Raw genomic sequence first — 13,313 nt, forward strand, 5'->3', positions numbered from 1 at the left:
CGCAGGTAACGGGTTTTTTCTTGCTCGCCGTCTGAAGCGGCTGGCAGAGCGGCTTGCTGACAGGATCCGTTAAAGTCATTCGCAAGACCGTACAAAAACCCGCAGCCATGAAAGCCATCGACTGCATGGCGGCGCCGGCGCTGCAAAGGAGACAAACGCCCATGAGCACCCTGATCTACACCCACGAAGCCTGTTTCGACCATCGTCCCGGCCCGCACCACCCGGAGTCGCCCGAGCGTCTCGAAGCCGTGCTGCGGGCACTGAAGACACCGGAGTTTGCGAAGGCGCTCTGGCGCGATGCGCCGCTGGGCTCCTTCGATCAGGTGCTCCACGTGCACACACCCGGCTATGTGGAGCAAGTGCAGGCTGTGTCGCCGGCCGAGGGTTACCGCGCGCTCGATGCCGGTGACACCATCCTGTCGCCGGGCTCGCTGGAGGCGGTGATGCGTTGCGTGGGTGCGGCCTGTGCCGGCGTGGACGATGTGGTGACAAGGGAGGCGAGCAACGTTTTTTGCGCTACCCGCCCCTGCGGCCACCATGCCGAGGCCGACCAGGCCATGGGTTTTTGCGTGTTCAACCAGGCGGCCATTGCAGCGCTGCATGCCCGCGAGCGGCACGGCATCCAGCGTGTTGCGGTGGTGGACTTCGACGTGCACCACGGCAACGGCACGCAGAACTCGTTCTACGACGACCCGGACCTGTTCTACGGTTCCTGCCACCAGTCCCAGTTTTACCCCGGCACCGGCGCGCGCCATGAAACCGGCGTGGCTGGAAACATCGTGAATGTGCCGTTTCCGCGGGGCACCGGGTCTGCCGCCTTCCGCGCCGCGATGACCGACCAGTTGTTGCCGGCCCTGCGCAAGTTTGCGCCCGGGCTGCTGATCATCTCCGCGGGCTTCGATGCCCATCATCTGGATCCGCTGGGCGGCCTGAAGTTCACGGACGACGATTACCACTGGATCACCCGGGAGTTGATGAAGGTGGCCGATGAAACCGCCGAGGGCCGTGTGGTTTCCGTCCTCGAGGGAGGCTACAGCATGGAAGGCCTGGCCAGCGGCACGGCGGCGCATGTGCGCGCGCTGATGGGCAACTGACCCGGGAAACGCCCGGGGAACGCAAACAGACAGGCCCTAGCTGCCCAGGCCCGCATAAATGGTCTGCACATCGTCATTGGCATCGATGGCGGCCAGGAAGGCTTCGACTTCCTCGAGTTCGGCGGCGCTGAGGGTTGCCGGATCGACCGGGTTTTTCGGCTTGTAGCCCAGCTTGGCCGACAGCACGCTGAAACCCTGGGCCGGCAGTGCGCGGCTCACCAGGTCCAGGTCGACTGCGTCGGTCAGGAACAGGGTGGTGCCTTCTTCTTCGCCCGGCTCAAAGTCCTGGGCGCCCGCTTCAATGGCGGCCAGCTCGGGGTCGGCGCCTGCTGCGGCAGGTTCGGCTTCAATCATGCCCACGTGGTCAAAATCCCAGGACACCGAGCCGGAAGTGCCCAGCTGCCCCTTGCGAAACAGCACACGAACTTCGGATGCGGTGCGGTTCAGGTTGTCGGTCAGGCATTCGACCATGACCGGCACGCGGTGGGGGGCAAAACCTTCGTAGATCACGTGTTCAAAATGAACCGCATCGCCCGTGAGGCCGGCGCCTTTTTTGATGGCGCGCTCCAGCGTGTCTTTGGGCATGGAGACCTTGCGGGCCTGCTCCACCACCAGCCGCAGGCGGGCGTTCAATGACGGGTCGGCACCGCTGCGCGCGGCCACCATGATTTCCTTGGCCAGTTTTCCAAATACCTTGCCCTTGGCATTTGCGGCCAGTTCCTTGCCTTTTGCTTTCCACTGCGCGCCCATGTTTGATCTTCCTTGGTGTGTCGTGGCGCCCGATGCGCCCGGCTTGATGCTTATTGATGTGAGGTGAGCGGCCACGCGCGGGATGAGGAAAAAGCGCGGGACCGGGGGCTCTGGTTATACACCCATGGCCGCGGCGGCCTGCCGGCGGGCCTTGCGGGCGAGCTACACACATTGGCATTCCTGAAATTGCTATCTATTTGATAGCTGCTGGCGCACGGTGTTATTAGGCTGCAGACATTTTTGATGCCTGAAAAGGGGCAGAAACAGCCTTCCTGGCCGCCCAAACGCTCAAACCACCACGCCGGCGGTCTGCAGAAATGCCTGCAGGGCGGTAAAGTCCAGCGGCTTGGTGAGGTGCTCGTCGAACCCGGCGGCCAGCGCGCGGCTTTTGTCTTCGTCCGTGCCGAAGCCGGTGAGGGCCGCGACCGTCACCTGCTCGCCGCCGTGCAGGGCGCGCAGGGCTGCCAGCACCTCGTAGCCGTTCATTCCCGGCATGCCGAGGTCCAGCAAAACGGCCTGGGGTGCCTGCTGGCGAAACATCTCCAGCGCAGCGGGGCCGTCATAGGCCACTTTCACCTGGCAGTCCATCAGCCTGAGAATCTCCGCCAGGCTATTGGCTGCGTCGCGGTTGTCGTCCACCACCAGGATGGCCGCGCCCGGACCGCTTGCGTCATCGGTGCCGTGCACGCCTGTCTGCGCATTGGGCAGGAAAAAAGTGAATGTGCTGCCGCGGCCTGGGCCCTCGCTTTCAGCATGCAGTGCGCCGCCGTGCATTTCCACCAGGGAGCGTGCCAGCGTCAGGCCGATGCCCAGCCCGCTTTCCCGCGCGGCTGTCTGCGCGTCGCCCTGGGAGAACAGCTCGAAGATCTGGCTGAGCGCCTGGGACGACAGACCCAGCCCGTTGTCGCGGACCGAGGTGTAGAGCTGCGTGCCCTCTTGCCAGACTTTCAGCTCGATCAGGCCCGCCTCGGGGGTGTACTTTGCGGCATTGACCAGCAGGTTCTGCAGGACCTGGGCAAGCCGTGTGGCGTCTCCCTGCACCAGCGGCGACGCGGCCGGGATGTCTGCCTTCAGGCGGTGGCGCCGCGCATCAAACAAGGGGCGCACGGCCTCAATGGAGCGGGCCACCACCTGGTTGTAGGAAACCTGCTCCGTCTTGAACCGGATCTTGCCGGTGGTCAGCCGCCCGACATCGAGCAGGTCGTCAACCAGGCGTGTCATGTGCGTGAGCTGCCGGTCAATCATGTCGCGGCTGCTTCGAACCAGCGGGCTGGGGGAGGGTTCCAGTTGCAGGATGGTGATGGCGTTGCGGATGGGGGCCAGCGGGTTGCGCAGCTCGTGCGCCAGCATGGCCAGGAACTCGCTCATGCGCTTGCTGGATTTTTCCAGCTCGTGCAGGCGCCGCCTTTCGGTCATGTCGCGTGTGACTTTGACAAAGCCGCGCAGTTGCCGGCCCGTGTCATACACCGGGGCGATCACCACATTGGCCCAAAACACCGAGCCGTCCCGCCGAACGCGCCAGCCTTCTTCTTCAGCCCGGCCATGCTCCAGGGCCGCCTTCAGTTCGGCTTGGGGTTTGCCGGCCTCAAGGTCTTCAGGACGGTAAAACAGGCTGAAATGTTTGCCGATGACTTCGCTCGGACTGTAGCCCTTGATGAGCTGCGCGCCGCTGTTCCAGCTCTCGATCACGCCGTCGGGGCTGAGCATGAAGATCGCGTAGTCCCGCACCCCTTCGATCATGAACCTGAAGCGTTCCTCGCTCTCGCGCAGCGCTTCCTCGTGAGCCCGGCGTTCCGTGAGGTCGCGTGTGACCTTGCCGAAGCCGGCGAGTTGTCCGTTCTCGTCCCTGAGCGCGGTAATGACGACATTGGCCCAAAAACGGCTGCCGTCCTTGCGGATGCGCCAGCCTTCTTCCTCGAAGCGCCCATCTCTTTCCGCACGGCGCAATTCCTCGGCGGGCCATCCGGCGGCGACGGCCTCAGGGGGGTAAAAGGTGGAGAAATTCCGGCCGATGATCTCGTCGGCCCGGTACTGTTTGATGCGCTGGGCGCCGATATTCCAGGACATCACGTTGCCCGCGGTGTCGAGCATGAAGATGCCGTAGTCCTGCACCGCATCCACCAGCAGGCGAAAGCGGTCCGTTGTAATCTGTTCCGGGCTAGGAGCTGGCTTGGCGGACATGCCCGCCATGATAGCCAATTTGACCATCCCGGCCTGTCCGCCGTGTTCGCGTGGGGGCGTCAGCCGCGCGCGGGTATGCCCAGCCCCTTGACGACCGCAGGGCGCGCCACAAACGCGTCGAGCACGCGCGTCACGTTGGGGAATTTCTGGATCTCCACCAGCTCACCGGCGCCATAAAACCCGATCAGGTTGCGCACCCAGCCGAAGGTGGCAATGTCGGCAATGGTGTAGTCGTCGCCCATGATCCAGCTGCGGCCTTCGAGCCGCTGGTTCAGCACACCGAGCAGGCGGCTGGATTCGGCGACATAGCGGTCACGCGGGCGCTTGTCTTCATAGTCCTTGCCGGCGAACTTGTGGAAAAAGCCGAGCTGGCCAAACATCGGGCCGATGCCGCCCATCTGGAACATCAGCCACTGGATGGTTTCGTAACGGGCAGCTGCGTCCGTTGGCAGGAATTTACCGGTCTTCTCGGCAAGGTAGATCAGGATCGCGCCGGACTCGAATAGGCCCAGCGGTTTACCGCCAGGACCGTTCGGATCGAGGATGGCCGGGATCTTGTTGTTCGGGTTGAGCGACAGAAATGCCGGCGACATCTGGTCGTTGCTGCCAAAGTCGACGAGGTGCGGCTCGTAGGGCAGGCCGCACTCTTCCAGCATGATCGATACCTTGACGCCATTGGGCGTGGGCAGCGAATACAGCTGGATGCGGTCAGGGTGCTGGGCGGGCCATTTCCGGGTGATGGGGAAATCGCTCAGGGAGGTGGCGGTGGTTTGGGTCATGGGTCGGAATTCTGTTGTCAAAAGCGAAAACGCCGATGGCACAGTACGCTAGTCCCGCTGGCCAGCGGGGGTATTCAGACCCGCCAGCCGCGAAGACCGTAGCCGGGCCTTTACTTCACCGGAATCACCGTGCCCGCCGGCACCGGAACCGCTGTCACGCTGTTCTGCGGCGAACCTTCGATCACGCGGTCGGAATAGGTGAGGTAGACGAGGGTGTTGCGTTTGGTGTCCACCATGCGCACCACACGCAGCTTTTTGAAGACCAGCGAAATGCGTTCGCTGAACATTTCTTCCTGCTTCTCGATCGGTTTGCCTCCCGGGAAACTGATCACGCTGGTCTGCCGGCAGGCTATCGAGGCTTCGGCCTTGTCTTCGGCCACGCCGAATGCGCCCTTGATACCGCCCGTCTTGGCGCGCGAGACATAACAGGTGACGCCGCTCACCTTGGGGTCGTCATAGGCTTCCACCACGATCTTGTGGTCCGGCCCGATGAATTTGAAGACCGTGTCGACCGCGCCGATCTCTTCACCGCCGGCGCCTCCGCAGGCGGACAGAAGCAGCACCAGGCTGAGGGCGCAATAGGCGGGGCTGAATCGTTGCAGGGTGAGTTGGCGCATGAACATGTCCTTGGTGCTTGGTATGGGAATCGGAAGGGCGGCGGGAGGGCGTCAGGTAGCTACTGTACAAAGCCCGCCGTCAGGTGCCTGGGCTGCGCGGCCCTGCGACAAGGTAGTATATTGGATTGCTATATATTTGATAGCTGCTTGCGCTTGTCTTTATTGGGCTGTAGCCATTTCAGGTCTTCACCAGGTCAAAATGCCCGCTCGCAAGGCGTTCCCCATTGACCATGATGTCCACCGCGTGCCGCCCGGCATGGTGCACACGGGTGGTGAAGTCGCGCACGACCTGGCTGCGCGACAGCTGCACGCTTTCGCCGGCGGCCAGCGTTAACTCCTTGAGTTTGAATACCTTGGCCGAGCTGCTGCCCGATTTCTTGACGTAGTGCACCGCGTAGTCCACCACCAGCCGCTGGCTTTGGCGCGAGGTGGATTGCAGTGTGAACGACAGTGACATCCGCTCGCCCAGGGTGAGTTTCTTGGGGGTGATGGACAAACCGCTGATGCCGACGTCCGCCTTTTTACCGGCGCCGATCACACCCAGCGCCTGCCTGTCGCCCTGCTTGATCAGTGTGCGCAGCGCGTGCCGGGCAATCCACGCGGTGTGCGGGTTGTCTAGTGGCCAGCTCTTCAGGCGCTCCAGCACCCAGTCGGGGTGCAGCTTGGTGACGTCGTTGAGGTGGTTGGCCACCGACTTGCGTACGTAGAGGCTGCTGTCGGACTTCAGCGATTCCAGGATGGGCGCGGCAAGTTCGGGGTCGGCCATCAGCGCATCCAGCCTGAAAGACCAGGGCAGGCGAGGGCGGCTGCCTTCGCTGGCCAGGCGCCGCACGTGCTCGCTCCCGTCTTTGGCCCAGGCCTTCATCACGGCCAGCGTGCGCGCAGGGTCCTGGCGGATGAATTCACGGATGGCGAACTCCGAGGTCCCGAAGGCGGTGAAAAACTTCAGCGCCTCCATGGAGGTGTCGAAATCATCGCGCCCATACAGGCCCACATAGTCCGGCAGTACCAGCGTGACGAAGCCGCTGTTGATGCGCGGGGCCAGCTTGCGCAGGATGGCGATGGCTTTTGGGAAGTCAGCCGGCAATGTGGCGTGCAGGCACTCGCTGGTGCGCCGCAGGCGCTGCATCAGCGAGAGCTCGTCCAGGCCAGGGAGCGCGAGTGCAAGAAATTTTTTACCGTCAAAACGCGGGTAGACCGCGGTGGTTTCTGCCGCGATGTGGCGATAGCGCACCTTGTCAAAGATGTTTTTCAGGGCCGGCGCGGCTTCGGTGGACATGGCGCGAATTCTCCCACGGTGCTTTGGCAGCGAGCGCCATGATCTGTCCTATATAAAAGATTGCCCGCGCCAGTGGGTCAGTTGTCCTGCAGACGGTGCAGCTGTCGGCGCAGGCTGTCCAGCTCGTCCATCAGTTCCAGTGCCAGCGCCGCACCGGCTGGGTTCACCCCCAGGTCGCGCTGCAGGCGCACGGCCACGGTGGCCCGGTGCAAGTGCACGCCGGTGAAGCGCCAAACCTCAGGAGCCTCTCCCACAGGCGCCAGCAGGCCTTCGTGTACCAGGTCCACGATGAGCTCCGACTGCGCGGAGCAGGCCCGGCAGAGATCGTCAAGGGTGAGTTCATCCTGGTCTTCCAGGATGAAGCCGGCGAGGTAGCGGGTGGGGGTGTTCATGCCTTGGCTCCCGAGGTTTGCAGGGCGGTGCGCGGCCTGAAGGCCTTGAATGCCGCCGCCATGTCTTCGTACGCTTTCTTTGCCGCATCCGTGTCCGCGGCCGGCAAGACCACCTGCAGCACAAAATAAAAATCTCCCGGGGTCTTGCCCGGCAGCCCGCGTCCCTTGAGCCTGAGCTTGCGCCCGCCGGCAGAGCCCGCCGGGATTTTCAGCTCCACCTCGCCGGTGGGCGTGGGCACTTCCACCTCGGCGCCCAGCGCGGCTTCCCATGGCGCGACGGGCAGATTCATGTACACGTCATGGCCCTCGGCACGGTACAGGGCATGCGGCAGAAATTCAACATCCAGGTAAAGGTCGCCCGGGCTGCCCTGACCCATACCGGGAGAGCCCTGGCCCGCCAGGCGAATGTGCTGGCCTGCGCGTATGCCCTTGGGGATGACGAACTCGATGCTGCGGTCCTGCATCGTCACGCCGGCTTCACTCTCCATCGGCATGCGCAACTGCAGCTTGCGCGTGGCGCCGCTGTAGGAGTCGCCGATGTCGATCTGGATTTTGGCGTGCTGGTCCTGGCCATGCATGTCAAAGCTTCGGCTGCCGCGCATATCGTCAAAACCACCCCGGCCTTGCGGCCCTCCGCCCATGCCGCGGAAGATCGCGTCGAAAAAGTCGCTGTGGTCAAAACCTTCGGCTCCGCCAAAATGGGGAGCGCCGGTGGCACCCCTGGAGGCCTGCCCCGGGTTCCAGCCCGGTGGCGGGCGGAAGTCCTGCCCGGCCTGGTAGTTGGCGCCCAGTTGGTCGTAAGCGGTGCGCTTTTCAGGATCGCGCAACACCTCGTAGGCTTCGGCGATTTCCTTGAAGCGTGCCTCGGCGTTTTTTTCCTTGCTGACGTCGGGATGGTATTTGCGTGCCAGCTTGCGGTGTGCCTTTTTGATCTCGTCGGGCGTGGCACTGCGCTCTACGCCCATGACCTTGTAGTAATCCTTGAATTCCATGAAACACTTTCATCAGGGATGGTTTACCTGCCAGCCACCATAGCGGATAAGTGCCGGCGCGGTTGTCAGCCAAATGCCTGAGAACCCGTTTAGACCGTCAACAGGTTCTGCATCAGGTCTGTAAATGGGGTCAAGTGCCTCAGGGTCAACCCGCAGTGCTGCTGGAGTTGCGTCCCTACTGCGCTGCCCCTGTGGCCCCTATCATGGCCGCATGAGTTCCAGCACACCTCCGTCCGTCCTTCGCACATTGTTCGAAGCCCAGCACCAGGCCAGCCGGGCACAGACAGAGGTTCCGCTGGCCTTGCGCCGTGACCGACTGCTGCGTATTCGTGCTTTGCTGGATGAGCACGGCAGCGCGCTGGCACAGGCCGTCAACGCAGACTTTGGCGTGCGGTCGCCCCAGCTCACCGAAATCGCCGACATCTTTGTGCTGCGCTCGCTGCTGTCCAGTACCCTGCGGCATTTGCCAAAGTGGATGAAACCCGTGAAAGTGCGCACGCCGCTGTACCTGCAGCCCGCGCGGGCTTACCTGCAGCGCCAGCCCTTGGGCGTGGTGGGCGTGGTGTCGCCGTGGAACTACCCGGTGCAGCTGTCGCTCGGGCCGGTCATCACCGCGCTGGCGGCCGGCAACCGCGTCATGCTCAAGCCCAGTGAGCTGACGCCGAAAACTTCTGCCTTGCTGGCGGCCCTGATTGAACAATCCTTCGCACCTGATGAACTCTGCGTGGTGCAGGGCGACGGCGTCCTGGCCGCCGAATTTGCCGGGCTGCCGTTTGACCACCTGTTTTTTACCGGCTCCACCGCCGTGGGCCGCAAGGTCGCCGAAGCGGCCGCCGCCAACCTCACGCCCACCACGCTGGAACTGGGCGGCAAGTCACCCTGCATCATCGACGCGTCCTGCGACATCGACAAGGCCGCCATCAAGATCGCCCACGGCAAACTGCTGAACGCCGGCCAGACCTGCATCGCGCCCGACTACGTGCTGCTGCCCAAGGGCAGTGAAGCCGCGTTTGGCGAAGCCTTTGCGCGCGCCGTGGCCACGCTGTTTCCCACCATCGCCGGCAACCCCGATTACGCCGCCATCATCAGCCCGCGCCACCATGAACGCCTGCAGGCGCTACTGGCCCAGGCCGAAGGTGAGGGCGCGCGCCTGCAAACCATCCAGGCCGGTGCGCCCGGCGTGGGCGCGGCGTCGCGCCAGATGGCGCCGGTGCTGGTGTTCGATGTGCCCGCCGGCTCGAAACTGCTCAGCGAGGAAATCTTCGGCCCCATCCTGCCGGTGATTCCCTATGCGTCGATCGATGACGCGATTGGCTATGTCAACGCCCGCCCCAGGCCGCTGGCGCTGTACTGGTTTGGCACCGACGCCGGTGCCCGCGACCACGTGCTGGCGCGCACCGTGAGCGGCGGCGTCACTGTCAACGACACGCTGATGCACATCGCGCACGAGAACCTGCCTTTCGGCGGTGTGGGCGAAAGCGGCTGGGGCAGCTACCACGGCGAAACCGGTTTCCTGCGGCTGACGCAGCAAAAGCCGGTGATGGTGCAGTCAAAGTGGGCGAGGGGCGACCTGTTTTATCCGCCTTATGGCAAACGCTTTGACCAGGTGATGGGCTTGCTCAAGCGCTTGATCTGAGGTTTGACCTGAAGGGCTGGCGTTCTGGTGATGGCGCCGTTCAAATTTCTTTGAGGAAACCCGAATCCTTTTGCTGAATGTGGGCCTCTTTGCCGGTATCAACCACCGACAAGGAGCTCCTGATGTTTTTTCCGCAACGAAATCTTCCTGATTGTGCGCCGGGCGGCACCATGGGTGGCACCGCATCCACCGGAGGTGCCCATGTTCTGTAGCACTTCGGTCACCCAGCATGTGCTGCGCGGGATAGGCGCGCTGGCCCTGCTTGCATGTGCCGCCCTGGTTTTCCAGGTGCATCCCCTGTGGGCGCTGCTTCCTCTCGCGGGCGCGCTGGTGTTGATGCGTGGCTGCCCGATGTGCTGGCTTGTGGGCCTGTTTGAAACCATCGCGCGGCGCCGCAGGTCAGCAGACAGCAAAGGCCAGCCATGAGCGCCGGTTACCAGTCACCCCAAGACCTGCAACTGGCGCCAGCCTTCGTGCGGCTGGCGCCTGTGGAGGCCCAGGCTTTCCTCGCGTTTGACCATGCGGCCAAGCGCGAAGGCGGCCGTCTTGAGCCCCGTGTGCGGGAGCTTGTTTGCCTGGCGGTGGCACTCACCACCCAGTGCGGCTATTGCCTGGACGTGCACACCCGTGCGGCCAGGCGGCTGGGCGTGACGCGCGAGGAGCTGGCGGAAGTGGTTCTGGTTGCGGCTGCCGTGCGCGCAGGCGCCAGTGTGGGGCACGGCTTGCTCGCCTTGCGCCTGTTTGACGAAAGTGGGAACGAAGAGGCGCTTCCCGCCGGCAATTGAAAGGTTGATGCGTCCTTCACCATCCCTTTAGAATCCCCCCAAAATAACTGGAGGGATGGGCCATGCCTTTTGTCGGATTGGGACTTCATTTCATTGTGGCGGTGTTCTTTGCCGTTCATGCCTTGCGTAGCGGCCAGCAGATGTACTGGCTGATCATCCTGTTTTCGTTTCCCATGCTGGGCAGCCTCGTCTACTTCCTGGCGGTCTACCTGCCGGATTCGCGGCTGGAGCGCGGCGCGCGCAAGGTCGTGGCCGCAGCCGCAAAAACACTGGACCCGACGCGCGAGCTGCGGGAAGCGCACGCCGCGTTTGACTACACGCCCACCGCGCAGAACCAGATGCGGCTGGCCTCCGCGCTGCTCGAAGCCGGCCAGGCGCTGGAGGCAGCGCAGAGTTACGACGCATGCCTCAAGGGCCCGTTCGCTTCCGACCTGGAGATCAGGCTGGGCGCCTCCCGGGCCTATTTCGCCTGCGAGCGTTATGCCGAGGCCATCACCCACCTTGAATTCATCCGCAAGACCGATCCCGCCTTTCGCGCGGAGCTGGTGTCGCTGCTGCTTGCCCAGGCGCTGGGCGGCGCCGGCAGGGGTGTGGACGCGAAAGCGGAGTTTGAATCCGCCGTGGAGCGTTTCGGCAGCTTTGAAAGCCGCGCTGAATACGCCATCTGGGCCGCGATGAACGGGGATACCGCCACCAGCGCGCGCCTGCAGATTGAGCTGCAGCGGTCCATGGAACGCTGGAACAGGCACACACGCGAGCTGAACAAGCCCTTGCTGCGCCGCCTCAACGCGGCGTTTGAAAAACACTGACAGCAGGGCGCCCCGGGCAAGGTGACTTACCGCTGCGCCCCGAACACCTGTACCCAGTAAATACCGGCGCTGCTTTGGGTGTTGACCGCAAAGGCCGTGCCCATCTCGGTATACGCCGGCGCCATGATGTTGGCGCAATGGCCGGGGCTGTTCAACCAGCCCTGCACGGCGGTGTCGGCCTGCATCTGCCCCGCGGCGATGTTCTCGCCGATGGCCTTCCAGCCGTAGCCTGCGCGTGCGGCGCGGCTGGCCACATCGCTACCGTCGCGCCCGGTGTGGCTGAAGTAGCTGTAACGCGCCATGTCTGCGGCATGCAACCCGGCAACGCTGTACAGCATGGGGCTGTATTGCAGCGGCCCTGCGGCCGCGAAGGACTGCGCACCGCAGCGGCGCGGGCTGGCGCGTGCTTCATTGACCAAAGCCAGCACCCGCGCTTGCACATCGCCGGCCTGGGCCGCCGCGGGAGGCGAGAAGGGGGCGGCCAGAATGACCCAGGTTTGTGCCCCGCGCTGGTAGAAACCGGCTTCAGCGAGCTCGGCATGCATGACTGCGCTGCATGATTTGCCCAGGGTCCTGCGCGCCAGCGCTGAGGGGCCGGTCGCGCCGCGCACGGCAATCTGTGCGGTCCGCACGGCGCGGTAGTCGACAGCTTTCAACGCCTCGTCCATCGTGCGGCCGCCGGCCATGAGCTGTGCCGCCCGCGACAGGGCGCTGTTTTCACGCAGCAGGGAAACCTTGGCGCCGCGCCCGTCACAACCGTCCTCCCGTACCCGGTTCAGCTCGCGCAGCAGGGTTGGGTGGTTTGAGGGGGCTGGCTGTGCGTGTACCTGGCTGGCCGCGGCCAGCCAGGCGGTCAGTGCCACGCATGCTGCGGCACGCCACCGTCGGCTTTGCTGGGTATTCTTTGTCGCGGGGAGTTGCATCAAGCCATGATAGCCAGCGAAGGGTATTTCACCAGTGGGGGCCGAGGGTCCGGCTTTGCCGGCCCCAGGCACCGCCCCCTTGAGGGGGGAACGGGCTACACGAAGTGAGCCCGGACGGGGGTAGGTCTATTTACTCTGAAAATGACTGGGTGGCTGGCCCATGGCGGCCTTGAACATCGCGGTGAAGGCGCTGTCGCTGGCATAACCGCTGGCCGCCGCCACGGTGCTGACCGATTGCCCGCGCGTGAGCAGGGGCAGGGCGTGGGCCAGGATGGCTTGCTGGCGCCATTGCTGGTAGCTCAGGCCCAGTTCGTCGCGAAAAAGCCTGGCCACCGTGCGTTCGCTGGCGCCGGTGCCGGCAGCCCATTCGGCCAGCGTGGCCCGCTCTGATGGTGCGCGCAACACGGCTTCGCAGAGCGCGCGCAGCCGTTTGTCCCCGGTTTGCGGATGTGGCATGGGCACGCCGAGCGCCTGGGTGTCGGCGCGCGCAAGTTCGTCCAGCACAAGGCCGGAAAGGAGTTGTTCCCGGGCTGTCGGCAGCGGGTGCTCTGGGGTGGCCGCATCGAGCGCATGGATGGACTCGCGCAGCAACGGTGACACCACCATCACGCGGCAACCAGTCCAGCCCTTTGGGGTGGCGCTGGCGTCGAGGTACAGCGTGCGGAATTCGGCCGCTTCCAGCACGGTGACATGGTGTTGCGCCCCCGGCGCGATCCACACGGCGCGGGAGGGCGGCACGATGTAGGTGACTTCGCCGCCGGCATGGCCCGCCTTTTCGGCGGTGACCTGCAAGACACCCGTAGAGCAGTAAGCCAGTTGCGCCCAGGCATGGGAATGGGGCTTGAAATGGGTATCGGCTTCCAGCGTCCGCGCCCGCACGCGCACCGGCCGCTGGCGGCTGGGTGTGAAGTTGTCGGTGTCGCCCACCGGCACGAAATGGAGCGGGGCTTTACGTTGGGGCATGGTTGGAGATTCTGTTCACCTGAATCTGGATGTGATCGTGGGGCGAATGCCATCAAAGCGGTTTGTCTGAAATTCGCCGAAACATGGCTTTATGTCGCATTTCAGAAGGCTTG

14 protein-coding genes are annotated in these 13,313 nt (G+C 64.1%); 5 read left to right on the top strand and 9 right to left on the bottom strand.

Annotation, left to right across the window (positions count from 1 at the left end; genetic code table 11):
* Window positions 1-161 precede the first annotated feature (161 nt).
* On the top strand, window positions 162-1,094 hold the full coding sequence (locus tag ACXJKE_RS10035; RefSeq protein ID WP_457280434.1) for a histone deacetylase family protein: 933 nt from the start codon (window positions 162-164) through the stop codon (window positions 1,092-1,094).
* A gap of 36 nt (window positions 1,095-1,130) precedes the next feature.
* Here ACXJKE_RS10035 and ACXJKE_RS10040 read toward each other — a convergent pair whose 3' ends face one another.
* The 7 genes from ACXJKE_RS10040 to ACXJKE_RS10070 form a co-directional block, all read right to left on the bottom strand.
* Window positions 1,131-1,844: a YebC/PmpR family DNA-binding transcriptional regulator gene (locus tag ACXJKE_RS10040; protein ID WP_457280435.1), complete on the bottom strand. Its 714-nt coding sequence runs from the start codon at window positions 1,842-1,844 to the stop codon at window positions 1,131-1,133.
* A gap of 288 nt (window positions 1,845-2,132) precedes the next feature.
* Complete coding sequence (locus tag ACXJKE_RS10045) at window positions 2,133-4,025, bottom strand: hybrid sensor histidine kinase/response regulator (protein WP_457280974.1); 1,893 nt, start codon at window positions 4,023-4,025, stop codon at window positions 2,133-2,135.
* Between the two features lie 59 nt (window positions 4,026-4,084).
* Window positions 4,085-4,804: a glutathione S-transferase N-terminal domain-containing protein gene (locus tag ACXJKE_RS10050; protein WP_457280436.1), complete on the bottom strand. Its 720-nt coding sequence runs from the start codon at window positions 4,802-4,804 to the stop codon at window positions 4,085-4,087.
* Between the two features lie 110 nt (window positions 4,805-4,914).
* On the bottom strand, window positions 4,915-5,421 hold the full coding sequence (locus ACXJKE_RS10055; RefSeq protein WP_457280437.1) for a CreA family protein: 507 nt from the start codon (window positions 5,419-5,421) through the stop codon (window positions 4,915-4,917).
* Window positions 5,422-5,599: 178 nt separating this feature from the next.
* Window positions 5,600-6,700: a DNA alkylation repair protein gene (locus ACXJKE_RS10060; protein ID WP_457280438.1), complete on the bottom strand. Its 1,101-nt coding sequence runs from the start codon at window positions 6,698-6,700 to the stop codon at window positions 5,600-5,602.
* Window positions 6,701-6,777: 77 nt separating this feature from the next.
* Complete coding sequence (locus ACXJKE_RS10065) at window positions 6,778-7,092, bottom strand: chaperone modulator CbpM (RefSeq protein WP_457280439.1); 315 nt, start codon at window positions 7,090-7,092, stop codon at window positions 6,778-6,780.
* Complete coding sequence (locus ACXJKE_RS10070; protein ID WP_457280440.1) at window positions 7,089-8,084, bottom strand: DnaJ C-terminal domain-containing protein; 996 nt, start codon at window positions 8,082-8,084, stop codon at window positions 7,089-7,091. Before ACXJKE_RS10070 ends, ACXJKE_RS10065 begins: the two co-directional genes overlap by 4 nt.
* 211 nt (window positions 8,085-8,295) lie before the next feature.
* Between ACXJKE_RS10070 and ACXJKE_RS10075 the strand changes: the two genes are divergently transcribed.
* From ACXJKE_RS10075 to ACXJKE_RS10090, 4 genes are all read left to right on the top strand, one after another.
* Complete coding sequence (locus ACXJKE_RS10075) at window positions 8,296-9,720, top strand: coniferyl aldehyde dehydrogenase (RefSeq protein WP_457280441.1); 1,425 nt, start codon at window positions 8,296-8,298, stop codon at window positions 9,718-9,720.
* A 201-nt stretch (window positions 9,721-9,921) separates the two neighbouring features.
* A complete protein-coding gene (locus tag ACXJKE_RS10080) occupies window positions 9,922-10,146 on the top strand; it encodes a hypothetical protein (RefSeq protein WP_457280442.1) in 225 nt (74 codons plus the stop codon).
* Window positions 10,143-10,505: a carboxymuconolactone decarboxylase family protein gene (locus tag ACXJKE_RS10085; RefSeq protein ID WP_457280443.1), complete on the top strand. Its 363-nt coding sequence runs from the start codon at window positions 10,143-10,145 to the stop codon at window positions 10,503-10,505. Before ACXJKE_RS10080 ends, ACXJKE_RS10085 begins: the two co-directional genes overlap by 4 nt.
* Window positions 10,506-10,567: 62 nt before the next feature.
* Window positions 10,568-11,314 carry a hypothetical protein gene (locus ACXJKE_RS10090; protein ID WP_457280444.1) on the top strand — a complete coding sequence of 249 codons (747 nt, stop codon included), beginning with the start codon at window positions 10,568-10,570 and terminating at the stop codon, window positions 11,312-11,314.
* Window positions 11,315-11,340: 26 nt separating this feature from the next.
* On the opposite strand, the gene ACXJKE_RS10095 is transcribed toward ACXJKE_RS10090, so the two are convergent.
* Together ACXJKE_RS10095 and ACXJKE_RS10100 are read right to left on the bottom strand one after the other, a co-directional pair.
* Window positions 11,341-12,177, bottom strand: a complete 837-nt coding sequence (locus ACXJKE_RS10095) for a CAP domain-containing protein (protein ID WP_457280445.1) — start codon at window positions 12,175-12,177, stop codon at window positions 11,341-11,343.
* Between the two features lie 186 nt (window positions 12,178-12,363).
* Entirely contained in the window at window positions 12,364-13,200 is an 837-nt protein-coding gene (locus ACXJKE_RS10100) for an AraC family transcriptional regulator (RefSeq protein WP_457280446.1), read from the bottom strand.
* Window positions 13,201-13,313: the final 113 nt, after the last annotated feature.

The sequence above is a fragment of the Polaromonas sp. P5_D5 genome (genome assembly GCF_054049435.1).